The 23,675-nt window shown below is 58.4% G+C and carries 32 protein-coding genes; 5 read left to right on the forward strand and 27 right to left on the reverse strand.

What is annotated here, in order from left to right; genetic code table 11:
* Window positions 1-3: 3 nt before the first annotated feature.
* The 3 genes from EL18_RS06590 to mgtE all read right to left on the reverse strand — a co-directional run bounded on the left by EL18_RS06590 (window position 4) and on the right by mgtE (window position 3,233).
* Window positions 4-1,077 (reverse strand): GGDEF domain-containing protein, encoded by a 1,074-nt coding sequence (locus tag EL18_RS06590; RefSeq protein WP_036480985.1) that lies wholly within the window; start codon window positions 1,075-1,077, stop codon window positions 4-6.
* A 190-nt stretch (window positions 1,078-1,267) separates the two neighbouring features.
* On the reverse strand, window positions 1,268-1,654 hold the full coding sequence (locus tag EL18_RS06595; RefSeq protein WP_036480987.1) for a MerR family transcriptional regulator: 387 nt from the start codon (window positions 1,652-1,654) through the stop codon (window positions 1,268-1,270).
* Window positions 1,655-1,820: 166 nt separating this feature from the next.
* The gene (gene mgtE / locus EL18_RS06600) at window positions 1,821-3,233 is read right to left on the reverse strand and encodes a magnesium transporter (RefSeq protein ID WP_244444526.1); all 1,413 of its coding nucleotides are present in this window, start codon (window positions 3,231-3,233) and stop codon (window positions 1,821-1,823) included.
* Window positions 3,234-3,413: 180 nt separating this feature from the next.
* On the opposite strand from mgtE, the gene EL18_RS06605 reads away from it, so the two are divergent.
* The 3 genes from EL18_RS06605 (at window position 3,414) to EL18_RS06615 (ending at window position 5,093) form a co-directional block, all read left to right on the forward strand.
* On the forward strand, window positions 3,414-4,013 hold the full coding sequence (locus EL18_RS06605; RefSeq protein ID WP_036480991.1) for a hypothetical protein: 600 nt from the start codon (window positions 3,414-3,416) through the stop codon (window positions 4,011-4,013).
* Window positions 4,014-4,080: 67 nt separating this feature from the next.
* On the forward strand, window positions 4,081-4,485 hold the full coding sequence (locus tag EL18_RS06610) for a hypothetical protein (RefSeq protein WP_036480992.1): 405 nt from the start codon (window positions 4,081-4,083) through the stop codon (window positions 4,483-4,485).
* Between the two features lie 233 nt (window positions 4,486-4,718).
* Window positions 4,719-5,093 (forward strand): thermonuclease family protein, encoded by a 375-nt coding sequence (locus tag EL18_RS06615; RefSeq protein ID WP_036480994.1) that lies wholly within the window; start codon window positions 4,719-4,721, stop codon window positions 5,091-5,093.
* A 153-nt stretch (window positions 5,094-5,246) separates the two neighbouring features.
* On the opposite strand, the gene EL18_RS17745 is transcribed toward EL18_RS06615, so the two are convergent.
* The 5 genes from EL18_RS17745 to EL18_RS17250 form a co-directional block, all read right to left on the reverse strand.
* Entirely contained in the window at window positions 5,247-5,489 is a 243-nt protein-coding gene (locus EL18_RS17745) for a hypothetical protein (RefSeq protein WP_152552959.1), read from the reverse strand.
* Window positions 5,490-5,601: 112 nt separating this feature from the next.
* Complete coding sequence (locus EL18_RS06620) at window positions 5,602-5,889, reverse strand: hypothetical protein (protein WP_152552960.1); 288 nt, start codon at window positions 5,887-5,889, stop codon at window positions 5,602-5,604.
* Window positions 5,870-6,331, reverse strand: a complete 462-nt coding sequence (locus EL18_RS17245) for a hypothetical protein (RefSeq protein ID WP_051913832.1) — start codon at window positions 6,329-6,331, stop codon at window positions 5,870-5,872. Before EL18_RS17245 ends, EL18_RS06620 begins: the two co-directional genes overlap by 20 nt.
* Window positions 6,332-6,460: 129 nt before the next feature.
* The gene (locus EL18_RS17750) at window positions 6,461-6,706 is read right to left on the reverse strand and encodes a hypothetical protein (protein WP_152552961.1); all 246 of its coding nucleotides are present in this window, start codon (window positions 6,704-6,706) and stop codon (window positions 6,461-6,463) included.
* Window positions 6,706-7,581 (reverse strand): lysozyme, encoded by an 876-nt coding sequence (locus EL18_RS17250; RefSeq protein ID WP_051913834.1) that lies wholly within the window; start codon window positions 7,579-7,581, stop codon window positions 6,706-6,708. Before EL18_RS17250 ends, EL18_RS17750 begins: the two co-directional genes overlap by 1 nt.
* A 137-nt stretch (window positions 7,582-7,718) precedes the next feature.
* On the opposite strand from EL18_RS17250, the gene EL18_RS17755 reads away from it, so the two are divergent.
* Together EL18_RS17755 and EL18_RS06645 are read left to right on the forward strand one after the other, a co-directional pair.
* Entirely contained in the window at window positions 7,719-8,339 is a 621-nt protein-coding gene (locus EL18_RS17755) for a class I SAM-dependent methyltransferase (RefSeq protein WP_152552962.1), read from the forward strand.
* Entirely contained in the window at window positions 8,336-9,145 is an 810-nt protein-coding gene (locus tag EL18_RS06645) for a hypothetical protein (RefSeq protein WP_152552963.1), read from the forward strand. The genes EL18_RS17755 and EL18_RS06645 overlap by 4 nt, the downstream gene beginning before the upstream one ends.
* Window position 9,146: 1 nt before the next feature.
* On the opposite strand, the gene EL18_RS06650 is transcribed toward EL18_RS06645, so the two are convergent.
* From EL18_RS06650 to EL18_RS06740, 19 genes are all read right to left on the reverse strand, one after another.
* Window positions 9,147-11,672 carry a right-handed parallel beta-helix repeat-containing protein gene (locus EL18_RS06650; protein ID WP_036481006.1) on the reverse strand — a complete coding sequence of 842 codons (2,526 nt, stop codon included), beginning with the start codon at window positions 11,670-11,672 and terminating at the stop codon, window positions 9,147-9,149.
* 68 nt (window positions 11,673-11,740) lie between these two features.
* Window positions 11,741-13,540: a fibronectin type III domain-containing protein gene (locus tag EL18_RS06655; protein ID WP_036481008.1), complete on the reverse strand. Its 1,800-nt coding sequence runs from the start codon at window positions 13,538-13,540 to the stop codon at window positions 11,741-11,743.
* A complete protein-coding gene (locus tag EL18_RS18360) occupies window positions 13,531-13,923 on the reverse strand; it encodes a DUF6950 family protein (RefSeq protein WP_036481012.1) in 393 nt (130 codons plus the stop codon). The genes EL18_RS06655 and EL18_RS18360 overlap by 10 nt, the downstream gene beginning before the upstream one ends.
* A 2-nt stretch (window positions 13,924-13,925) precedes the next feature.
* Window positions 13,926-14,516 (reverse strand): hypothetical protein, encoded by a 591-nt coding sequence (locus EL18_RS06665; protein WP_036481014.1) that lies wholly within the window; start codon window positions 14,514-14,516, stop codon window positions 13,926-13,928.
* Window positions 14,516-15,193 (reverse strand): hypothetical protein, encoded by a 678-nt coding sequence (locus EL18_RS06670; protein WP_036481016.1) that lies wholly within the window; start codon window positions 15,191-15,193, stop codon window positions 14,516-14,518. The genes EL18_RS06665 and EL18_RS06670 overlap by 1 nt, the downstream gene beginning before the upstream one ends.
* Complete coding sequence (locus EL18_RS06675) at window positions 15,193-16,878, reverse strand: phage tail tape measure protein (RefSeq protein ID WP_036481018.1); 1,686 nt, start codon at window positions 16,876-16,878, stop codon at window positions 15,193-15,195. The genes EL18_RS06670 and EL18_RS06675 overlap by 1 nt, the downstream gene beginning before the upstream one ends.
* 3 nt (window positions 16,879-16,881) lie before the next feature.
* The gene (locus tag EL18_RS06680) at window positions 16,882-17,118 is read right to left on the reverse strand and encodes a hypothetical protein (protein WP_244444528.1); all 237 of its coding nucleotides are present in this window, start codon (window positions 17,116-17,118) and stop codon (window positions 16,882-16,884) included.
* 68 nt (window positions 17,119-17,186) lie between these two features.
* The gene (locus EL18_RS06685) at window positions 17,187-17,534 is read right to left on the reverse strand and encodes a hypothetical protein (protein ID WP_036481021.1); all 348 of its coding nucleotides are present in this window, start codon (window positions 17,532-17,534) and stop codon (window positions 17,187-17,189) included.
* Window positions 17,534-17,965 carry a phage tail tube protein gene (locus tag EL18_RS06690; RefSeq protein WP_036481023.1) on the reverse strand — a complete coding sequence of 144 codons (432 nt, stop codon included), beginning with the start codon at window positions 17,963-17,965 and terminating at the stop codon, window positions 17,534-17,536. Before EL18_RS06690 ends, EL18_RS06685 begins: the two co-directional genes overlap by 1 nt.
* 13 nt (window positions 17,966-17,978) lie before the next feature.
* Window positions 17,979-18,386: a hypothetical protein gene (locus tag EL18_RS06695; protein WP_036481026.1), complete on the reverse strand. Its 408-nt coding sequence runs from the start codon at window positions 18,384-18,386 to the stop codon at window positions 17,979-17,981.
* Window positions 18,387-18,391: 5 nt separating this feature from the next.
* On the reverse strand, window positions 18,392-18,862 hold the full coding sequence (locus tag EL18_RS06700; RefSeq protein WP_036481028.1) for an HK97-gp10 family putative phage morphogenesis protein: 471 nt from the start codon (window positions 18,860-18,862) through the stop codon (window positions 18,392-18,394).
* Window positions 18,862-19,200 (reverse strand): phage head closure protein, encoded by a 339-nt coding sequence (locus tag EL18_RS06705; RefSeq protein WP_036481031.1) that lies wholly within the window; start codon window positions 19,198-19,200, stop codon window positions 18,862-18,864. Before EL18_RS06705 ends, EL18_RS06700 begins: the two co-directional genes overlap by 1 nt.
* Window positions 19,197-19,814, reverse strand: coding sequence for a hypothetical protein (locus tag EL18_RS06710; RefSeq protein WP_036481034.1), 618 nt, complete (start codon window positions 19,812-19,814; stop codon window positions 19,197-19,199). Before EL18_RS06710 ends, EL18_RS06705 begins: the two co-directional genes overlap by 4 nt.
* A complete protein-coding gene (locus tag EL18_RS18275; protein ID WP_036481037.1) occupies window positions 19,808-20,317 on the reverse strand; it encodes a DapH/DapD/GlmU-related protein in 510 nt (169 codons plus the stop codon). Before EL18_RS18275 ends, EL18_RS06710 begins: the two co-directional genes overlap by 7 nt.
* Window positions 20,314-20,937, reverse strand: a complete 624-nt coding sequence (locus EL18_RS06720) for a hypothetical protein (RefSeq protein ID WP_244444529.1) — start codon at window positions 20,935-20,937, stop codon at window positions 20,314-20,316. Before EL18_RS06720 ends, EL18_RS18275 begins: the two co-directional genes overlap by 4 nt.
* Window positions 20,934-21,296, reverse strand: coding sequence for a head-tail connector protein (locus EL18_RS06725; RefSeq protein WP_036481040.1), 363 nt, complete (start codon window positions 21,294-21,296; stop codon window positions 20,934-20,936). Before EL18_RS06725 ends, EL18_RS06720 begins: the two co-directional genes overlap by 4 nt.
* Entirely contained in the window at window positions 21,296-22,045 is a 750-nt protein-coding gene (locus EL18_RS18280; protein WP_051913836.1) for a collagen-like domain-containing protein, read from the reverse strand. The genes EL18_RS06725 and EL18_RS18280 overlap by 1 nt, the downstream gene beginning before the upstream one ends.
* Window positions 22,045-23,406: a phage portal protein gene (locus EL18_RS06735; protein WP_036481042.1), complete on the reverse strand. Its 1,362-nt coding sequence runs from the start codon at window positions 23,404-23,406 to the stop codon at window positions 22,045-22,047. Before EL18_RS06735 ends, EL18_RS18280 begins: the two co-directional genes overlap by 1 nt.
* Window positions 23,407-23,640 (reverse strand): hypothetical protein, encoded by a 234-nt coding sequence (locus EL18_RS06740; RefSeq protein ID WP_036481045.1) that lies wholly within the window; start codon window positions 23,638-23,640, stop codon window positions 23,407-23,409.
* Window positions 23,641-23,675 lie beyond the last annotated feature (35 nt).

A 23,675-nucleotide genomic window follows, 5' to 3' on the forward strand; every position in this document is an offset into this window, starting at 1 on the left:
GCGCTACTCACCCTTGTAGAGCAGCCAGTTCTTCGCAAATCCGCCCTTCGTGATCTTCGAGAACCGGCTCGTGCGGTTTCGCCCATCGCTCTTCGATGCATAAAGGGCGCGGTCGGCCTTGGCGTACAGATCTTCCGCATCACTTGCCTCTGATGCCATGCAGATGCCAAGCGATATGGAGAGCGGGCCGAATTGCTGGGCGGTCGGCCCGATCGAAAACTCGGCCTGCGCGATGGCGGTGCGGGCATGTTCTGCCAGTTCGTATACGCCGTCCTCGCTCTTCCCGTCGACGATGATTGCGAATTCTTCTCCACCTGTGCGCGCGACGAAGCCGCATTGGCCGGATTTCTGGGAGATCAGATGCGCTACCATCTGCAGAACCTTGTCACCGACAGGATGGCCATGACGGTCGTTGAATGCCTTGAAGCCGTCGATATCGGCCAGGATCAGGGCATTGAACATGACCTCGCGCCCGTCGTTGTAGATCTCGGCCATGCGGCGATCGAAGGCGCGACGGTTCCAGACACGCGTGAGGGGATCGGTTTCGGCCAGCCGCTTGTAGCGCGCCAGCTTCGTCTTCATCTCATCAAGCTCTGCAGTCTTTTCCTGCATCGCCCTGGAAATGGTACGCCCCTGCTCCAGAGTGGTATGCGTGGCTGCAGCCATGATGCCGACCACCTTCTGCAGCACATCCCTTGAAAGGGCATTTGGCCCCTCCAGGCCACCGGATGTCTTGTCGAGTATGGTGCAGAACTTCTCGATCGAATTCTGTTCGCGCTGCATCAGTGCCAGGATATCGGTCGTGCTCTCGGACACCTGCTCCTGCGCAGACTGCACTATCTGGTCTCGATTGTTGGAGGTGAAGTATTTGCGCGACAGCTCATCAAGAGCACGCTGGGACGGTCGGTCGCCCAACTGGCCGAATTCCCGGGAGAGCTCTTCGCTGGTACCGGTCTCAACCGCGTAAAAGATCTCATAGTTGCGCGGCAACCCCGTCACGCCCATCTGGCGCATGCGCGCCGCAATCATGGTCGCGATATCCGGTTTACCCTCACGTGCGCTTGCTGCTTGCAGCATATTCTGCACTACCCCCACGATGCGAACCGTGTCCCGACGGCTCGCAAAACCCGCGAATTAACGCAGCCGACAAAGTGGCCGCACCTCGCTTCCCTTAGGTAAACCTTAGTATAGACTGCCTAATGCCGGGTTAACCCCAGTTGTCGGCCCAGATCGGCTTATCCACTGCTACGTGCAGGATCCCTGAAGGTCAGGTTTTGACACCGAGCTCCGCCAGACGCTCGACGACCGCCTCTTCCGCCTGGTCCAGCTCCGAAAGCGTGTCCTCAAGGTCACGACGCTTCTGGCGAAGCGTCTCGCGCTTCTCCTCGATACGCCGGACCATAAGGTTCAGCTGCGCCACCTCTCCGGGAGGGCTCTTGTATACCTGTATGATCTCACGAATCTCGTTTATCGAGAATCCTATCCGGCGCCCCCGCAGTATTTGTCGCACCAGGTGACGGTCCGACGGACGATAAAGACGGGTGCGACCCCGGCGCACAGGGTGAATCAGACCCTCGTCTTCATAGAAGCGCAGTGTACGCGTCGAGATACCGAATTCGCGTGTCAGCTCGGTAATCGTGTAATATTCACGCATGCCCTGCCCTTTTTCCCTCTTGCAGGGACGACAGTGCCACCTGATTTACGTAAAAGTCAATTCAGACCCGTGTCGTGCAGTCGGTTCTGCACGAAAGTTGCAGCCTGGGCGCTCCACCTGGTGTCCGCAATCGTGTCGGGCACCACGATTTCATCGGATCCCACGCTCAGAGAAAGCCAAACCACCAGGTCGCCAGTCCCAGGAAGGCGAAGAAGCCCACGACATCGGTAACGGCCGTCACGAAAACAGACGACGCGACCGCAGGGTCGGCGCCGACCTTGTCGAGCAGAAGCGGGATGAGAATGCCGCCCAATGCCGCGACGAACATGTTTATGACCATCGCGGTTGCGATTATTCCGCCGATATCCGGATCACGAAACCAAAGTGCCGCCACAAGACCGATCAGCGTGGCGAATATCGCTCCGTTCAGGAGCCCCACTCCCATCTCACGCCGGATGATGCGCCCGGCATTGTAGATATCGAGGTCGCGTGTCGCCAGCGCGCGAACGGTGACGGTCATGGTCTGGGACCCGGCATTGCCGCCCATACCCGCGACGATCGGCATCAGGACTGCCAGCGCGACAATCTGCTGAATGGTAGCGTCGAAGAGGCCTATCACCGAGGCTGCAAGGAACGCGGTAATCAGATTGACAAGCAGCCAGGGCACGCGAGAGCGCGCGGCGGTCATCACGCTATCGGAAAGCTCCTCGTCGCCCACGCCGCCCATGCGCAAGAGATCCTCTTCCGCCTCCTGCTGGATGACATCCACCACGTCATCGATTGTCAGAACACCGACAAGGCGCTCGTTCTCGTCCACGACGGCCGCAGACAAGAGGTCGTATTGCTCAAAGATCTGGGCGGCTTCTTCCTGATCCATCGTGGCTGGAATGGCGTGGCGCGTTTCGCGCATCACATCTTCGATGCGCACATTGCGCTTCGAGCGAAGTATGCGATCGAGATCGACAGCACCAACCAGCCGGAAGCCGGGATCGATGACGAATACCTGGGAGAAGTTTTCCGGCAGGTTCTGGTCGTCGCGCATGTAGTCGATGGTCTGGCCGACCGTCCAGAAAGGCGGTACGGCGACAAACTCGGTCTGCATGCGTCGACCGGCCGTCTCTTCCGGATAGCCAAGCGAGCGCCGCAGACGGATGCGCTCGGTGAAGGGCAACTGCGCCAGGATCTCGTCCTGATCCTCAGTCTCGAGATCTTCGAGAATGTAAACCGCGTCATCGGAATCAAGCTGCTGGACTGCCTGAGCGATCTGCGCATTTGGCAGGCTCTCGACAATATCCAGGCGAATCGCCTCATCCACTTCCGTGAGCGCAGTGAAGTCGAAGTCATCGCCCATCAGTTCCACAAGGGCGCGCCGCTGCTCTGGAAGAAGCGCTTCGAGAAGATCGCCGATCTCGGACTGGTGGAGTGAACTTACATCCTGTTTGAGCGTCAGCGTTGCCCGGTCGGCGATGGCCGCACCGATATGGGCCAGAAAATCCGAAGAAATAACGCCGTCCGCATCATAGATGCCGGTTTCCTCAACCCCGGTGGCTTCTTCTGTTTCCGGCTGATTGTCGCTCAAGGGCATGCTCCACTGACGGCTGATTTGGCTGCGGCGGCAGCTTGTCACTCTACAAGCTTAGCGCCCTCTAGCCGATTAGAAAGCCCATCAGCAACAGGAATGCGTACTGAAGAAACGCATCCTGCACTTGTCGCACAAGTTATGGCTGTGCCCAACTTATCCGCGAGGAGTGGCACGAGCATGACCTGGTGGCGAGAGATACTGAGCGCAGTCGCGATGGTTCTGACCTTCGCTGCCTTTCTGCCCTATATCCGCTCGATCCATGCAGGGCGAACGCGACCTCATGTCTTCTCGTGGGCCTTGTGGGGCTCGACAACCTTTGTCGTGTTCCTCGCACAGGTGGTCGATGGCGGCGGCGCAGGCGCCTGGCCCATTGGACTGGCGGGCATCGTTACCCTTTACGTGGCTGTGCTTGCCTATACACGCCGGGGAAACATCTCGATCACGCGCACAGACTGGTTCTTTCTCCTGACAGGCCTCAGCGCCCTGCCCGCATGGGCGCTCACATCCGATCCGCTCTGGGCTGTCGTCATCCTGACGTCGATCGATCTGGTGGGCTTCCTGCCGACCCTGCGAAAGACGTTCCTGCAGCCATTCGACGAGGATCTGGGTTTCTATGCCTTCACCGTCGCGCGCAACATCATGGCGATGGCTGCACTCGAAAATTTCTCCGTCACCACTCTTCTGTTTCCTGCAGCAACCGGTTTTGCCTGCATATTGTTTATTGCAACGACGCTCGCCCAAAGACGCAGCCACAGGCGAAACGGTTTACTTCCCTAAGGTTATTTCCTTTTCGCGTATTCAGGTGCAAAATCTTCCCGGCATGAAATCCATAGGGGGAGCGAAAATGCCTGTACTTGCCAGCCGTTTCTTCAAGATCGCCATTGTATTCCTCATCCTGGGCATCGGGATGGGGCTGCAGATGGCAATGTCCGGTAATCACAATGTCATCGGACCGCACGCGCATACCAATCTGCTCGGTTGGGTGACGAGCGCCCTGTTCGGCACATATTACGCACTCAACCCGGCCAAAGCACAGACCCGCCTTGCCGGAGCGCATTTCTGGCTCTGGGTGGTCGGTCTGGTGCTCCTCACACCCGCACTCTATCTGCTTTATCTGGGATATGCGGCCATCGAACCGGTGACAGCCATAGCGTCGCTTACGCTTCTGGCGGCAGCGCTTGTCTTTGCAGCGGTTCTGTTCAGAAGCGAGAGCGCAAGCGTTCCGGCGGCAATGCGGCCGGCCGAGTAAGGCCTCGCGCAACCACAAGACCGCGCCAAGCGCTTCAAGTGCATATGATCTTGGAGAGTGTTGGTGCGGTCGAGAAGACTCGGAGAAACGCTGAAATCCGCAGAAATGCGAGCTTTAGGTGTCCCACGCGGTCATTCTTGTGGGCATTGCAGATCAATAGGTTACAGAATGGGTGTCCCACGCCCGTTCACGGAATATCCTCCACAGAAATCGACCCGTGTGGATAAGCCGATATGACCGCCCTCACCTATACCCTGATCACCTGCGCCTCACTGCTTGCGGTTGATGGTGATACCATCAAGTGCGATGGCCAGAACATGCGCCTGCTCGGACCAGGAGCGCCGAATGTCGAGGGGATAGACACGCCCGAGACACGCAACGCGAAATGCGCCAAGGAGAAGCTTCTGGGAGATCAGGCCACGCTTCGCCTGAAGGAACTGCTGAGGCAGGATGTCGAGATCGAAGACAGCGGCGTCAGAGATCGCTGGGGCAGACCATTGGTGAAGGTCAAGATGCCGAATGGCGAGACTGCCGGAGAGGTGTTGCTTCGCGATGGCTACGCGGTACGGTGGCGACCGGGATACAAGGCGAGGTGGTGTGAGGGATGAGCAATCGGCTTGGCGATGATGGAGCCCGATATATGGCGCTCGCGCTCTATCCTGGCAGGAAATGGAATGAGCTCACAGACGGGGAACGTGAAGAAGCTCGGAAGGCTGCTGAAGAACTCAGGCGCGTGATGGGCGATCACAGCGCCAAGAGCCCTACCGGCCTGCACTAGCTGAATACATCTGCGAAATGGTGATCGACCCGCCCTTGTGACCGCATCGATTGCACCGCAAGGCATTCCTCAGCCTGTCATCACCGATATAGCTGTAATCGGCTCCATACCGCTCGATGAGATTGTGGATGTCGAGACGCACGCTGTTCCCGCAGTTCGGTCGCGTGCAGTGCCCCCAGATGCCAACATCCAGATCAAGGCAGTCCTGCAGGGTTCTCACCGACATGCTCATAGCCTGGGCTGATATCGGATCGGAGCAGGCCCGTAAACGCAGAAAAGCCGCCCCACCAGCCGATGAAGGCCAGCGGGGCGGATCGATCATCAATGGATCTGATGTGTCATGGCGGGCGCTTTGTCAGCGTCTGCACCAGCTTATCAAGCGTCTCCTGCAATTCGTTCTGCTTCCGGTCGGCAAGTATGCTCATGGAGGCGTTGATGCCCTCGGCTGCCTCGACCAGTCGGCGGGCTATGTCCTTCTCGATGAAGCCGAAAGAGGCAGCGGTGACATAGGCGTCATCGCGCGGTGGTGGCTGCTTCCTCTGGCTCACATATCGCCCTGCAGCGGCGAATACCACAATGAGCCCCCAGACCGCGACCACCCAGATATCAGTGTCTATTCCCAACACGCGCCCGCTCCTGATGACGTTGATCGCTTGCGGCGGCATCGGTGACAGCGCGCATTACATTGTAGCTGTCGAGCAGGAGCAGGACCGGATAGACCGCAAGGCCAGTGCTCCATGTGCCGGCCTGCGCGAAGCCCACCGTGATCTGAAACCAGAACAGGCAGGCAATGAAAGCCCCCAGCGCCCTCAGATGCGGGGATCGCCGCCACGCCCCGTTGATGGCAAGAAAGATCAGACGCCCTGCCCCGGCCACCAGACAAAGCAGCGCCCAGGTATCCTGCTTCATCAGAGCAGCAAGAGGCCGATAGCTGGCACCGTCTGAAAAAAGATCGGGATTGAGGACAAGGATCAGCGACCAGTTCAGGAGCATCAGGGCAAGCGCCCATTCCGATGCCCGGACTGGAAAGGTCTCTCGAAGAGACTGCTTGATGTGCGCGAGGATCATGGGCGGCACCCATATTTCTGATACCGGCCACGATGCTGAGCAATGGCCACGGCTGCCGGTCGATCGTTCTGCACCAGATAGGCATTGGTTGACGGCTGGGGATTGATCGGCACGAGAACGTCACATGGCTCAGCGAGGCTCGTGCTCTGGCAGGCAGCCGCCGAGCATCCGGCAAAGATCAAGGTCATCAGCCTCAAGCACTTCATGGTCTATCTCCTTTCCATCTTTCAGGATGGTGATGCGGTCGGATTGAAGGCGCTGCAGAACCGCCGTGCGGCCACGCTGGTAAGCGTTCCAGTGGGTGAAGGTCAGAAGCCCCACCACAGCCAGAACAGCACCAGCGCGGAGCCATGCGCCAATGGATAGGCTAGGCATCAGGTGCCCTCCACCGCATCACGGATTTCGCGCACCGCGGCGATGATCTGCTTGCGCATCAGGACGCCACCGGCAAGGACAGCAAGCCCGACGCCGCCGATGGCCAGCACTGTGGACCAGTCGGCATCAAAGACGCGGGAAATGCCCGCGCCTGCTCCCGTGGCAAGGCCCGTCAACCAGCCCCAGCGCCCGGTCTTCTTCTTGACTTCATCCTCGACCTGAGGCGGCACGGTCGGCTTCTCGATCTTCGCGATCTCGTCGGCTGAGAGGGTCGGTTGTTCTGGCTTCGCATAGGGCTGCGGAACCTGATCCAGTTCCGGCCGATCCATCTTCTCGAATGCCAAGCGGATCTCTTCGCGCACACTGGTCTTCCGTCCGCTGGACCAGTCAATGCTCAGGTTCGGACGCACGCGGGTAAACTCCAGCATCGTGCCATCATTTGACCAGATGCCATCAAAAAGTAGCCTCGCCTCTTTCTCACGCCGTTCGATGATCGCCGCCGGGATGCGCCACTGCAGGAACGCTTCGCGTGCCCTTTTCATGTCACCCGCTTTGAAGTGCGTCACCCATGTCGCGCTACGGATAGCGCCGGTATTCCAATGAAAGGATACCGCCGCGGCAAACTGTGCCTGGGTCAGCGGATGATCCTTGAAGACCTCTTTCACCTGCTCTGCATAGTTGGTCAGAGCCCAGACATAGACGTTCATGCAGTGCTGGAGAGTGGCGCGCTTGCCGATGTACCGCTCTACGCGATGGCCGGTGGCATTGGTCATGCCAACACACCAAGTCAGAACGCCCTTCACGTCCTTGTACGCTTGACGCACAAGCGCCTCGTGCGCGGCCACTTCCATGGCCACGTTGAAATCAACGCGCATTGGATTTCTCCGTTTCAGATGTGGGTTAGAGCGTCAGCGGGTCAGAGCCGGGAGAGATGGCCGAGAGTGCGTTTCATTCCATCTTCCACTATAAGGCGAAGCTGTTATAACTCGTCGCAACGAATGGGAGGCGGTCGGTGAACTTTCGCGAGGAAGCAACAACGGTTTTCAAGCAGATACACGATTCATCTGCATGGCAAAGTTCTTCTAAATCAGGGCCAGGAAGTACATTGTCGGCCACAGCTAGGTTGCGAGCCGAGTTGCCGAACTTGTTCTATACGCTAGGGATACGCACCTTAGTCGATGTGCCATGTGGCACAGCCGAATGGATTACAACGATTACAAATGATCTCGACTGGTATCATGGTTCCGACATTGTACCTGACCTGGTGGAAGCGGCTAAAGCTCGGGTCAAGCGCAACAACCACACCTTCTCGGTTCTTGATATAGTCTCTGATGTCCCACCCCAAGCGGATGCCATCTTCTGTCGTGATTGCCTTGTGCATCTGCCGTTCGAGGCGGGACTAAAAGCAATTGAAAATTTCAAGGCCAGCGGTTCGACCTATTTGCTTACAACCACTTTTACTCATCTGGAGGAAAACAAGGACACCACAATCGGCCCGTGGCGACCTCTAAATCTACAGATCAAACCGTTCGATTTCCCGCCACCCGAAAGAATTGTCTTTGATCGACCTACGACACCTAACGACCCCTACGCAGACAAAGCGATAGGCGTATGGAGATTAGCGGACCTATGATCGAAACAACTTTCTTTGCGGCTGCTGATCGCAAATACGAAGATTTTGTTATCCCCTACGCCGCCTCTGCACTTCGGTTTAACAAAGAGGCTAGGGTCGAAATCTGTATTGAAGACCCCCGGCGTTTCTACTTACAAAATCAACAACCACTAGAAATACTTGAAGAGTATTTTCCGGGCCGTCTTCTACTGAGGTCGGGCTTGTTTGACAATGTCGTCGCAAATAGCGTCCGTTTCTTGGAAAGACCGCAAGTCCCGACAGAATACGTTTATTTCGGTGACATTGACATACTTGTGCTTGAGCGGATAACACCCATGCACCTCAAACATATGGAGAAGACGGGGCTTCCTTACAGCAATGTGCTGCGTTCAGAGGGTGGGAAACTCTCAGGACTGCACTTCACGCGATCAGAGGCATTTTATCCAATCAGCCCGCCCGATAACTTTGACCTTTCGCGTGGGAATGACGAACACCTTCTGTTTGAGATTGTTTCCAAGCGATCTGCCCTACCAGAGATTTCGGATAAATTCCGCCCTCTTCATGGCATCCACCTCAGCCCGAACAGAAGACCAAGAGGGAAAGTAGGTGAGCCTGATTGGTCGATTGCGCCATACCACGCCAGTGCATTTCGGTTCCTGATCGATCAGCCATTCTTCAAAAGCCTTTGCCCGCTATTCAGCAAGCGTGTGAAGGTTTTTCTCATGCTCGCCCATGCAATTATCGACGCGGAGTATGCAGGAGAGCTTGGCGACGAAGGGCGCAAAGTTGCGGCGCAGTGGCGCGATCAATTGATAGCCGCGCTCTAGGCTACGATACCACCGCAAGTTTGCGGTCATTCCCGCTTGCGTCCTTGATGGTGATGTATCCGGTCACCGTCTCGCCGCTAAGCGCGGCATGTGATCCGAACCGCACCCTGCCGCTCCCCTTCGGATTCAGCTGCAAGTCGATGTTGCTATCAGCGCCTGACGCCTGGATAATCAGCGGGTTTCCTGTTACGGATGCGATAAAGTCAGGGTAATTCACAATTCCGCTGCCCTGCTCGCGAAACGAAAACAGTTGCCGCGTTCCGCCCCCAGCGTAACCATCGATGTTACCATTGCCTTTGGCAGTGAGACGCAAGTCGACGGTGGCGGCATCTCCCACCGACATGACATTAGAATAGGTGCCGCCTGAATCGGTCTGCAATTCCAAGCCGGAAGCAATGCCAGGAAACACGCGCAAGGAGTGCTTTGTCCGTACGGACATGAAACCGTCCGAAGTCTCTGCGCCCACGCGGGTGCCGATATCGATCCCGTTGCCGTCGATCACGCAATTGGGCATAAGGTAGTTGTTTGCAGCACCTGCCTGCTCGCGATATCCGGTTCCGCCGTTCCCAGTCATCGTCATGGCGTTGAACACGGCATTCTTGCCCGCAGTGTCAACGCCATCACCGCCGTTGTCGGTGCACCGACCGGCGCTGAAGATAAACTGTTCAATGTAGTCGCCGGTGATTTTAAGCCCGTCCTGTGTATTCCCGAAGGAGGAAAATCCGGTCATCGACCCCGCGATCTTTCCAGACCCGGAGAATTCGACACCGTTCAACGCATTTCCCTCCGCCTGAAAGCCAGTCACCTCGATATAGGTGGGATTGTTCGTATTTGCCTGAACGCGAAGTCCGTTACCCGCCGTGGAGCCGCGTGCAGAACAACCCGCCACCACGAAATAGGAAGGATGAGTGTTCGGAGCGGTCGGGTTCTCAGCCGCCTGAAGAAGGATGCCATCAGTTGCATCCCCCAGAGAATGACAGCCGATAAGTTCACATTCACCTCGAACGTTAATGCCAGCATCAGTGTTGCCGCTCGACCAGCAGCCGATAAGCTTGGTATTGGTGCAATACTTGATATCGAGGCCATCCCAATTAGACGCCACTCCATTATCAACAAAGCCGCAACGGGTTAGAATGATGTCATCTTGTGGCAGGTCAATCACGTACTCGGGACGGGCTTGGAACCCCATGCCGTAGGTCTGCGCACCGGTGAATAGGCAGTCAGTTGCGCGGATGTTATTACATCCGTAGACAACCCACGCCGACTCCTTCCCGCCCCCATCAAAGATGATGCCAGAAGCACTCCAGTTCTGAAGTGCGCCCTCCGTACCATCTTGATTCCGCTCAAACAAATCAGTGGGGTCAGGAGCGCCGGCTAGCACCTTCAGCCTTGAAACTCCTTTGAACCCAACCCATTCCTGATTATCAACGGGCTTGAGCGTAGATAGTACGCCGTAGGTCTTGGGGCCAAAGAAAATGCGCTTTGCGCCGCTGTCGATTGCCGCTTGAAGCGCCGCATAGTCATCAGTGATGCCATCCCCGGCGGCACCAAAATCCTCAACGGTTACGAACTCCTCAATCTTCGACCGCAATGTTCGTGGTGCCGCGCCCGGGTAAGATGGCGTGAATTCGCCCAGCGCTTCTAGCGCTTCGTCACCGCCTACCACTTCGTAGGCAGTATTGGTGGCGTTGCGACGGATCATCTTGAGAGCCACTGAGGGAAGTGGCTCTCCAACCCCGCTGTCCCCCTTCTGTGCGAGCGTATCCCAGACTGTCTGCCAGTTCGCGCCGACGCCCGGCTCTGTGGCGCTGGAAGCGACATGCCCAGCCGTCGCGATATATGATGTGCCACCACGCTTCACCGCATCCTTGCGGGAGTATGTGGTGCCATCAGCCCAAGCGCCGCGCCATGTAATCTCCACCGCAGCATCACTTGCGAGGCGGAAGACAGTGCCGCTGTTCTCCACTATGCCGAGAACAGCCGTGCCCGCCTTCAGACCCCCGACGACAGGTTTTTCATCAGATACGGTTTTCACCGTGAGAGATGCACCACCATCGAACGAAACCGTTACATCTTCAGACGTATTCGCTTCGACGATGTTCAGCCGAACCAGCGCCACTCCATCACCAACTGGCAGACGCGGCGAAGTCGAAGCCGTAATCGCGTTCGGATCACCGCTGTCGGTGTTGCTCGCTTTGACGAACTGATAACCCGGCAGGAACGTGGTGATCTGCGTCCAGGAGCCGGAGCCAGAACCGCCGTTCTTCTTGTAGAGGCCATTGTTCGCAGACGTGCTGTCGGCATAGACTACGCCAAGGGTATCTGCGGCATGAGCGAGATCGGCCGTCAGGTTCGCCTTGGTGGCCTTCCAGACCGCATCGGATAGCAGCCCGGCCTGAATGATGCTTTCAAGGACCGTGCCCCATTCACGGATGTCGGGCTTGCGGGGCTCATGCGCTCCAGAGGCAGGGACACCATCGGTCACGAAGTCGCGCCAGATCTGATTGGCGGTGGTACTAAGCGCCATGCTCAATGCTCCATGCAAAAAGCCCCGCCGGATGGCAGGGCTGTGATCGTTTCAGATTGTTCGGATGGTCAGGCTGAGGGTTCGGTGGCTATGCCCGTGGTGCTGGTGCTCCAGTCACCCAAGCGGCCTTTCTCAGTCTGATAAGCAGTTTGGAACTCGTATTCCTCGCCCTCTGCGAGAGCGCCGGTGGTGTAACTCGTCGCATCATTGGCAAGCGGTCCTGCCTCGGTCCAATCGCTGTCGGCGGTCTTCTTGAAGCGCACCATGTAGAACAGCAGAACGGAGGGCGATGGCGAGAAGGTCAGTTCTGCGACCGGTCCCGTCGCCCAATTCAGTGTCGGTGCAGCGGGCGTCGGAATGCCGTCCTGATCGCTCACGTCCTCGGAAACAGGTGCGTCGCCCTCTTCCTGTGCCGCATCCCACTGATAGGCAGCTTGCGGCATAGACTGGACCTGCAGCGTCACACCCTGCAGTATGCCGCCCTGCCCGATGATGAACTTGAAATCCTGCACCTCGAAGACCGAGTTGATGCCAAAAGGCGGATAGGAGATGCGGATGAACCGTTTCCCGAATGCAGCCAGGGCGCGCAGATTGCACTGGAATGTCCCCACCCAATTCGGATTGGCCCGATAGGCCGCAAGCTTCATCAGGCGTCGGCACTGGCTGTGTGATGGCGCCATGTTGAACTGCAGGTCTTGCCCGATCTCGCCACGCTCGGAAACATCGTCAGCATCAACCCATGGATCTGCATCGGCTGCCTGATAGTCCTGATCGGGATCGAGGAAGGTGGCACGAATGGTATTGGCGGTGGACATGATGTCCCTGCCCTTGCCGACCTCGGAGAAGCCCGTGATGGCATCCTCATTGATCGTGACGGTGGGGTTCTCCCATTCGCCGATATCAAGCGTGAGGCCACCATCTGGCGTCGGTACGAGCCGACCGTCACAGCATTGAAGCATTCGCCCCACAACGTCTGCTGGACGCTCATCGAGGCGATAGGAGCCCCAGAGACGATAACGAGGCTCTGTGCCGCCGCCCTTCAAGCCAATGGCCTCTGCAGCGCGATTATAAGCTTCCACCCAGCCGGCCTGTGCCTGCAGTGTCGACACCATGCTCTCAGGAAAGCGCATTCCGTCTGCATGAGTGACATAATCGCGGATCACGGCAGCAGCATTGTCGTTCCATGCCACTGTGCCGGTCAGCGGGTTCTTGACCTTGGCAGCCCTGATCACCAGTCGGTAATTGGTGTTGATGCCGTTGGGGAAGCGCTCAAGATACCAGTCCTGCGCCGAGGCGAACTGTGTTGCGTACAGGCTCGCGACACCATCCCCGCGATGCGCTGAAGTCCATTCCGGGAACTCTGCAGCCAGATCGGAATAGGCCGTCTCGGTCGAGAGCCCCAGACGGTAGTGGATTCGCAGGAGCGAGTCGTGACCGCTCCCCGTCCAGGGGCTCGTCTGGATACGCCCGTTCGCATCGCGATAGGCGGTGACGTTGGTGTCATCGATCCAGAACTCTTCGACCGCATCAATCGGCCCTTGGCCCAAGGCGAGTACCTTGTGAAAATTGCCTGCCTTCGCGTTTGCATAGACCCACGCACCCGACACCTTCACGCGCCCATAATGCCGCACGCGCGGTGCTGTGGATTGGCGATAGGACTGCTGCACGTCTTCAGGTTTCGGCTGCGGTGGCCGGAACAAGATCGAGCTCAGATATGAGGCACCGATCGATAGAGCCAGATAGCCAAGTGCGCTGCCGAGGAAGGTGGTGCTGGCCAGACCCGCAAGAGCAACTGCGCCCTGGAGCGCAACACCAATGGCCGAGGTGCCAAGGGTGGCCGCGATGAGCCCGGAGAGCGCTACAGGCATTCGATCCTCCAAGCTTTCCAGACAGAATTGAGAGGTGCGCCGATCAGGCCGTTCTCGTCACGCGAGAACCAGATCGAGCCGGTATGGATGGCCATGCAGAGCTTGCCGTCATGGATGATCAGGCCGACATCGCCGGATGCCGGTTCTTTCGTCTTCCTGAAGCCGCTGGCACGCATGACGCGGTTGACGGCCACCGCAATGCTCCCGGGCTCTCGAAGCCACTGACGGGCTTCCTCTTCCGTTTGGTGCTGTCGACCGAATACGGACATCGGTGAGAAGCCGGTGACTATCCGCACCCACCTGTCAGCGGTTGACGCGCAATCGGTCTTACCCCACCGGAAAGGCTTGGCAGCCTCGGCGGTCATAAACTCTTCGATTGTCATGGTCAGTAGTCCGGGTAGGTGAATACCGCGTGCAGGAGCTTCGCCATGTACTGGAAGAACTTGTCTCCCGGATATCTCTTCTGCTGATCTCGGTCCGTGTATCGGCCATAGGGCGGACGGGAACGATTGAAGAAGGCGTTCTCAGCGGTCATGGAGACAGTCTGAACTGCACCTTCCACACCCTGCATCTCGGTTCTCGAAACTCGTGGCGGCTGCATGAAGCCCCACCACAGAGGCGCGGGCGATCCCACCGGCTGCCATTCCGCATCAAAGAGCTGGAGCGATACGATAACGAGCCGCTGATCAACCTCGTCTGTCTCACCCAGCACTTTGCTCAGGAAGTCCGGCACCTGATCGGGAATGCCATTGAGCGCGAAGTTGACGGTTTCCGATGCCTGATTTGATGATGCTCCGAGCCCATCAATGGAGCCATAGCCGTACATCGGCAGATAGGTCTTGCCGCCGGTCTCAAGCTCCGTGTTGCCGTTCCACATGTAGAAGGTTTCAGATTTGAAGCGCATCTCGACAAGGAGATCGCAGCGCACCGTTGTTGCCGACAGCGCCTCAATCTGGTCCGGCGTGAAGAAGTCCATCAGACATCCTCGATGAATGAGACGGTGGGGAAGCTCCAGCGGCCATAGTCGAGGCCCATGTCCATCGAACTGTCGCTGACAAGGCGCATCTTACAGACTGGAAAATCGAAGTTCAGTCGATCTCCAATGCTTGCTGCCTCGCGTGCGGGTGGCCTGAAGGTGATGGTGGCCTGTTCATCGGACGAGTAAGAGATCGTCTTGACCTGATAGAGCCGTTCACCAATCGAGAACCGCTGCCCTGGCTGGATCAAACCTGCATTGTTGATGTCGATGGTTGCCGTGGTGCCCCGGACCGGAACATTGCTGGCGAGCGTGACGTCGATCACCTGCCCCTGATACTTGGAGCCGTCGCTGAATGGGCTGCTGTCGCTGTGCGGCACCGGTCCATACAGATGATCCTGACCATCAGGCACAGGCTGATACCATCGCGAGAGCGGCACGATGACAGGCGTCATGCGCCCTTCGAGGATGCTGTTGATCCCGCGCCATGCCAGCACCTTCTGCTGATCGACAACGGGCACACCGACAAAGCTGACTTTCCAGATCCCCGCATCCGTCGCCACCACCTGAGTGACGCCAGAAATGCTTGAGGGACCGGCAAGAGACCGAGGTGCGATCTCTGCCATGATCTCGCGCGGCGGCAGAACCTCAAGAGGCCAGACAATGGTTGAAGCCATTACATCTTCCTCGATTGCGCATCCGCGATCATTGAGGGCAGCCCTTGCTGGACCTGTCGGACGCCAAGCGCCGCGCCTGCCTGTGCGGCCTGCTGCCCCATCTGAGTGACTTCAGCCTTGATGACCCCGTTGTCATCGACAAAGACACCCCTGACCGTGACCTCAGTTGCCCCGCCGCCGAAATCCTGCCCCGGCTTGGTAACGGTGACGGTTTCATTCGGAGAAGCCCTGAAGGCGACCACCTGGCTATCGATGCCACCGGCACCGCCAACCTGAAACTGGCCACCATTGGCGAATCCGAAAAGCTTCCCGATGCCTCCAAAGAGGCCACCAAAGAAGCCGCCGCCTCCACCAGCCCCGCCAGAGAACAGCATCTGGAACGCGCGATCCGCGAAGACAGAGGCGAGCTGAGACAGAAGCCCCTTGAGCGCATCCTTCACGTCCTGAGTGCCGGTGATGACGCCCTTGAAGGCATTCGTCATTGCCGAGGTGATGTCGCCTGCCAGCCCCTCGACATTGCCCCTCATGCTCTGCATGCCTTGCTCAAGGCCCTGCATGGCATAGGTGCCGATTTCAGCCATCACGCGGGATGGTGAGTGGATGCCAAGCGCTGAGCGGAACCTCTCGGCAACATCGGACGCAATGCCGGTGATGCTCGACTTCACGCCTTCCCACTTGGATTTGATGCCGTTCCAGAGGCCAGACATGATGTCAGCGCCGATCTGGTACATCTGGCCTGGGATAGCCTTGAAGGCTTCGAGCAGTTCCAGCGCGGCAGCATCGAACCGACGCGCCCAATCCATCACCGCGCGGTCAAGCTCGACAATCCGATTGATCACGCCATTGACGGCTGCACCGACTTCCTGCCCCCATTGAATGAAGGCAGCGCCCATCTCCACCATCCTGACCACGAAGTCAGCGATAGCCGGCGCATTCTCGACCAGCCAATGTGAGAACTGCTCAAGATACGGGAGAACGCGCTGGGTGATCTCGGCAGCGATAGAACCGAACGATCCCTTGAGGCGCGCCATATTATCGTTGAACGCCTCGGCACTGGCACCCATTTCCTCGGTGAAGACCTGGGAGAACTGACTGGCCTCAGACGTGAGCTTGTTGATCCCCTCGGAACCGCCTGCAAGCAGTGAGGCAAGCTGTGGCCCGTACCGCTCACCGAATATCTTGCCGGAAATGGCAGCCTTGCGGGTCTCGTCATCGATCCCCTGCAGCGCGTCCGCGACCTCACCCATGATCTGGGTGGAGCCCTTAAGACTGCCGTCTGCATTCTGGACCGAGATGCCGAGCTCCGCAAAAGCATCCTTGGCCGCGCCCGTACCCTTCGAGGTGTCATAGACGTTCTTGTTCAGCGTGCGCAGCGCATTGCCGAGCGATCCGAACGAGACGCCAGACAGATCGGCCGCATATTTCAGCCTCGACAGTTCCTCAATCGGAACACCGAAACTCCGGCTGGCCTTGGCCATGTCATCGGCTGCATTGATCGTGCCCTTGACCGCGACGGCCATTGCCCCAGCCGCCGCGGTTGCCGCTGCACCAGCAGCCAGCAGACCAGTCTTCGCGAACTTCCCGAACTTCTTCAGACCGGATTGAGCGTTCTTCAGCCCGTTTGAGAAAGCGGCAGTGTCGATGCCGAGGTTGACGCGCAGAGCGCCAATCACGCTATTCGCCATGACCTACCCCTTCTGCTTTCGTGAGGCGAAGATGCCGCGCATGACCTCTTGGATCTGCTCAGGCGTCATCTGCCGACCGGACGGCTTGCCCGCTTCGCTCATCATGTCTTTGAGTTTCGGGAACTTCTTTGGTGTGATCCGCGAGAGCGCCGCTGTGTGCCAGGCAAGCCACGCATTGGCATTCTGCTCTCGCTTCAGGCGATTGCTTGCGCCTTCGAGGATGACGCTTATTTCGCGCAACGTGAGCCGCCAAAACAGGGACGGCTCCTGCCCTGCTTCTACCCATGATCTAAGCAGCGAAAGCCAGTCTACCCGGCTTTCGCCTTGGGAGGGTTTGCCTTGCCTTCTGCCTCCGGGAAGAAGCGCTGCAGAGCGAGCCCGATCTTCTCCGTCATGACCGGCACGCCCACCTCGTCAAGCAGATAGCCTGCCTGAGAGGGCTGTATTGCGGGATGCTCTTCGAGAAGTGCACCCCAGACCAGCGCCCGCACCATCTTCATGCTGACGTTGGTCTCGTCCTGAAGATCTTCCACGATCTTCATGATCGGCTTGCCGAAATGATCTTCGACCTCGCAGATCGCGTTGGTTGAGAAGCGCAGCGAGTAGACCTTGCCGCCTGCTTCCAGCGCTACCGCGCCACGTTCTGCATTCGCCATTAGCTGCTCGCCTGCGTCCAGGTTTCAGCACCGGAGACGGCAACGGTCACGGTTGCGGTCATGCGGTCATCGATCGGTACAGCCTTGGAGTAGCCAATGATGCTGGCCTCGAAGGTGACGATGGCGCCATTCGGGAACTCGACCTGATGATCGCGGGTCTCGCCGCTCTCGAAGAGTTCGCGAAGGAAGACATCGGTGTCATTGCCGGGAACCCAATTGATCTCGAAGCTGGCTTCGCCATTGTCGATCAGACCGGCGATGTACTCGCGACGGCGGTTCGGGCTCAGCATGTGGGTGGCGTCGATCCGGTCAGCCGTTGCTTCACCGGGAGTGACGTTGATCACCTCACCGATCTGGAAATAATCGGCGGGAGACGTGCCCGTGTCCCAGATACGGTACTTTGTGCCGTACCCGATGCTTGCATCAGTCATCGTTCTGCTCCTGTCAGGATGATGTGTGGTGAATGATCAGATCGACCGAGACGGCAAAGACCCGCTCGGAAGTGGAAGGATTGGTGTCGGTGAGGTCGCGCCCTTCACTGTCGACGGTGATCAACTGGATCGATCCGCCCCGGTAGGTGTCGAGCGCAGCGATCAAATCGTTCGCGGTTGCCTTTGCCGCTGAATAGGTCGCGCCGTAGCAGTTCGCCTGCACACGGGATGTCACGAGACCATCGCGGCCCTGATAGGTGTAGCCAGGCACGCCATCGACGCGGTACAGCACGATGTAAGGACCGGGACCGCCGTAGTTATCAGAGGTGGTGCCGCTGACCTTGATGCCCTGCGGTGCCATGTTCCAATAGCGCCGCCCCCCGGCAACGGATGCCAGGAGCTGAGTGATCAACGCTTCCATGATGGTCAGCCTTTCGCGGCCTTTGCCTGCTTCCGTGCCAGACGTTCAGCCGCCTTGGTGATCTCGGTGCCGAGTTCCTTGGCCACGATGTTCAGAGCGTGATTCTTGTTCGCGTCCCATGCGGGTCTCGCGAAGGGCTGAGGCCCGTGGATCGTGCTCCCGAACTCCTGCAAGTGACTGTGCGGGATCACACCGGCACCGACGAACATCTCAACGGCAGCCTTGTCGTTCTTGAACATCTTCCGATGAAGCTTGCCCTGACGCTTGCCGAGTTTCGTGCCGATCCCGATCGATGAGCGCAGATCGTTGCCCTGCGTCACCGGATCGTCTGGAGCCTTGGCCCGCATATCGTCTGCAATTGGCTCTGCAGCCTTCCTCAGCACGCGCCGGAGGACGTTCTTGCCTGTGGCCTTGGGAAGTTCCTCGAGCGCCTTCTCAAGCTCTCTGAGGCCATCCACCGAAACGCGGGTGGCCATCAGTCCATATCCCGTTGCGCCGTGATCTCGATAAACCGGCGCCGCCCTTCGCCCGCTTCCTTCAGCCCAATGATCTGCCAGATCGCGCCCTCATGGCTGATCCGGTCAGTCGGCTTGATCGTACGGCTCTGCTCTGAAGAGCGGGTCGTGAATCGCGCCATCAGCGTCGATCCCACCTGACCGGCTGCGAACTTCTCACCGTCCGAGACATCCTTGCGCTGAGCACGGACCGAGATGAAATCCGCCCAAGTCTGGATCGGCTCGTTGTATTCGTTGGTGGTCTCGGTGAACCGCTGGATCGTGATCTTGCGGTCAAGCTTTCCGGCGCTGATGCTCATTGCCAGTGCTCCTTGATCCACTCAACGTGCTGCAGTTCATGTGGCTTCTTCAGACCGTGGAAATAGACGATGCGGGTATCACCCAACCCGTGCTTCTCGACATGGCCCTTGTATGACCGGACGTAGCCAGGCAGTTCATCATCAATGAACCGGTGTCGGTACTTTCTGACGTGAACCATGTCGTTCTCGCCACGATGCTCCCGCGCCACCCGCTGATAACCTTCAGGGATCAGGCAGACGCCATTGATCGCCTGATGCGGATTGTATGGATCGCGCGGCAGGCACATCACTTTCTTTTCGAGACACCACTTGCCGAGCTTGTCGATGTTGCCGGTGATGATGGTATCCAGCCCCACAAAGATCATCGGGCAGCCCATCTCGAAAGGACGGATGCATTCGGCATATCCGCGCCGGCCAAGCCCCGGCACCACCACTTGCTCAATCGTATCGGGCAGATCGCGCTTGCGGTCGGTGTAGAGAACATTCCGATGCTCAAGCGTGAGGTGGCGATCAAAGCCGTTGAACAGCTTCACCACCCAACTCTCGTCATACATCTTCGAGAAGTTGCGTGACTTCCCGTTCGCGTCCCAGATGATCGAGCAGGCGGTCAGCACTTCGCGAACCTCATGCGCTTCTCATGCCGATCCGCTGGCACGAATGATTGATAACCGTTCCGGCGATAGACACACCCAGGCGTCACATCGCGCTCGACCACGGCACCGGCAGCCACAACCGCGCCTGCCCCGATCCTGATGCCGGGAAGGATGATCGCCCCTGCCCCGATGCTTGCCCCATCCTCGATGATGACCGTCTTCCGCTCACCTTCGAGCAGCGCTTCCATGTCGAAGCCGTCACGGCTCACGGCGGGCCATTGGTCATTGCAGACGATGGCACCGGGGCCGATGAAGCAGGCTTCCCCGATTGATGTGCCGGGATGCAGCGAGGCGTTGTGACCGATCCGGCAGTTCCGGCCAATCCTGACGCCATCGACCATCGCACCAGCACCTATGACCGTCTCACGCTCCACCATTGCCCCGCGGATCACCGAGGCGAACTGCCAGACCGTCGCGAACTCGGACACTGCCGAGCCTTCGACATGCGCGAGAGGATGGATCATGCCGCCAGCGCCTCATGCAGTTTCATCTTGGGATAATTCCGCAAGGAGCTGACAGGGCTGCAATTGATCACCTGAATGCCAAGCGGCTCGATCACCTTCCATGCGTTATCGACCGCACGGCGCCAGCGCTCCACATTGCCAGCCTTTGGATTGTTCAAACCTTCAGGGTGCGCGCCATGCCAGTGCAGGCCACCCAGAAGGTTCATGTCGTATCCAACCAGGATGATCTTCCGGCAGCCGAACTGCACCGCCAAATTCAGCGCGTGGAATCCTGAGTTGCCACCCCATCCGACTGTGTTGATCGGCTCCAAGACAAGGCGATCATCCGGCTTGCGGCAATCGACAAGGTTCACATCTTCGAACCGCTTGGCTGCGTTTTGATCAACCGTCAGCTTCAGCCCGGCAAAGCCATCAAGTTCATGATGATGCTTTCTCCACCATGCATCATCACATGCAAAGAGAATGTCTGCATCCGGGCAAAGCTTCCAGCTCGTGTTGATTGCGATGAACCGTGCCTTGCCCCGCGCCTTGTCCAGCGGAACATCCTTTGCACTTGGCCCGGAGGCAATGATCACCACAGTGTCGCCTTCCCACGAAGGCCACCAGTCTGGCTTGGTCATTTCAACGCAGGATCGCGCAGCGGATACAGGAGCGAGATGACAGGCTTTGGAAGATACCCATGCTCAAATGCGTCTTCCGCGTCACCGTCCGGCTCGCGATAGAAGTGCCCGACAAGAAGGATACAAGCCATCTGCACTTCTGAAGGCACCTCGGCACCGGATGGCAACTCACCGCTGCTGTCGAGGTTCAGGACGGCCTCGGCCTGTCCCTTCAGATAGTTGATGACGGCGGCAGACGCCGCGGCGATGTAGGTCTCAAGCAGAACGTCATCTTCGCTCGGCAAAGGATCTCCGTTTTCATCGAGATCACCGATGCGCAGTGCGCGCTTCACCATATCCAGAGAGACAAGCGCGACCATTACTTGAACCTCACCGGATCGGATTGCTTCTCAGCCTTCGCGCTGCCGTCTCTGCCATCACGGCCTTTCTTGACCGCAAGCCGCCAGCCGTCCCCCTCGCCGGGCTTGTCGGCTGTGTCCTTCTGAGCGATCCAGAACGAGCCACCCCAGGTAACACCGTCGCCAGCGGAATAAGCATCACCTGACTTGTAGACGCCGCGATCCAGAACCACCGGCAGCGTGAACGGGAACTCTTTCACCCTATCGCCTTTGGCAAAGCGGAAGGTGATTGTGCGCAGCCCATCATGCTCCACTTCAAGATCATCGAAGCCAAGGCCATCGGCCCCGTCGCGTCCATCCTTGCCGGGATCGCCCTTTTCTCCATCGCGCCCGACCACAAGGCCAAGCTCGCGCGTTGTGCCATCAGTAAGTGTCAGAACAAGGTTGCCACCCCGATCGATAACGGCACCGGCGACACCGACGCCATCAGCCCCATCCTTGCCGTCCGCACCGTCTTTGCCCGGTTCGCCGGCTGGCCCGCGTTCGCCCGGATCACCCTTTTCGCCTTTCTCGCCGGGAGCGCCGGGTGCACCATCGGCACCGGAGGGACCACGTTCGCCAGGATCGCCCTTCTCACCGCGATCACCTTTCTCCGGGTGCCGCTTTTCGATTGCCTCAAGGCGAGCTATGACAGGAGCAAGCGCATCGCTCACATATTCCTTGACCACGCCGACAACTTCACGGCCAAAAGATTTTCCATCGAAAGCCATCAGCGAAGTCCTTTGTACAGTTCCACGAGCGCGGCGCGAGCCTCGGATTCCATCACCTCGCTATCATCTTCTGGCGCAGGGATAGCTTCTGGCTGGGGCGCGGGCATCTGCCCGAATGGATCGGCCTGCGCGTCCCGCTTGGCCAGCGCTTCGAGAGAATAATTCTGCTGCTGGAGATAAGGCGTGTCGCCGCCTGTTACCTTCTTCAGGTCGATGCGGCGCCGGGCCTCGTTAGGAGACAGCACCCCGGCACTGATGCCTTCCTTGAGCATCTGCATCAGCGTGACGCTGTCCATGCGAAGGAGGCCATCAAGATCGAACTCGGTGCCGATCTTCTCGCTCGACAGACCAAGCCCTTCATCAAGGCACAGTTCGATGTCTTCGATCAGCTTCTGAAGGCACTGCGAGTAATATTCCGTGTTCAGAGCTTGAACATTATTGTAACTCGGCATCGCACCGACACCGACCTTGTAGGGCGGGACGTGATAGGTGGAGCAGACCACCTCAGCCGACCACTTCAACTGCTCGATCAGCTGAGCGTCAGAAGCGTTTTCACGCATTGCCTCATACTTCAGGCCATCACCGAGAACGGCAACCTTGCCAGCGTTCGCGCCGGTGAAGTTGTTGTCCCAATATTCCTTCAGGCGCGCCGCGGTATCGTCTGAGATTGCGGCAGGCGCGGTGAGCACGCCACCAGGGCGCGCGCCATTCTGGAAGAACTTGGTGCTGTCGTTCTGGATCGAAAGACCCTGCATGGCAGCCAATCCGCTCGCATAGATCGGGGACATGCCGACCAGCGGATGGAACATGCAGTTGAACCGATCGTGGATGATCTCGCGGGCCGGGACGATCAGAGGCCCCGTGAGGCCAGAGAGATTGTCCGCCTGCAGCTCATAGAAGATCGACCCATCGTCAGCCACGAGCGGGCGCACGCGGCTTGGATCGAGAACGTAGAGCTTCGCGACCACGCCAGCATTGTTGCGCTGCTTCAGAACGTAGGTGTTGCCGCGCTGAAGCTTTGACAGCACCCAACTCTCGAAGAACTGAATCCGGTTCTGAAAGTCGTTCGGCTTGCGCAGGACAGGCGAATAGGCAGGGCTGTTCACTTCTTCCCAAATGCCGTCCTTGTCCTTCTTCACGAGCTTCACGCGAAGCTTTGAGATGTCGGACGCGATCAGCGTGCGGCAGGCAAAGTCGGCATGGAAGGAGAGGACCGAATTGAAATCGACCTCAACATTCTGCTGCCATGCACCGGCAAAGCTTTCCAGCACGCGAAACCAGCCGCCCCGGTTCTGGTTGACCGGCGACAGGTCTTTCTTCCGCTCGCCAGTGAACGGGATCGGCAGGCCTAGAACGCGCATTTATTCGCCCTTTGCTTCTGCGATCTTCGCGCGCAGCGTCTCGACATCCCAACCGTGGTAGGGGCGTTTGCCGATCACGGCCTGATATTCTTCACGCGCTTCCGAAAGTGGATCTGATTTCTGCGCAGGTGTTTCAGCCTGCATGTCGCGGCGGCCATATCCAAGCCTCTCAGCGATCTTGCGACAACGCGGATCGCGAGCCTTCATGGCGCGGTCGAGATAATTGGATTTCATGGATATTCTCCAGATGGAGGAATGCCGGCCGCAGT

This window comes from Nitratireductor basaltis (assembly GCF_000733725.1).
In the GTDB taxonomy this organism is placed as follows: domain Bacteria; phylum Pseudomonadota; class Alphaproteobacteria; order Rhizobiales; family Rhizobiaceae; genus Chelativorans; species Chelativorans basaltis.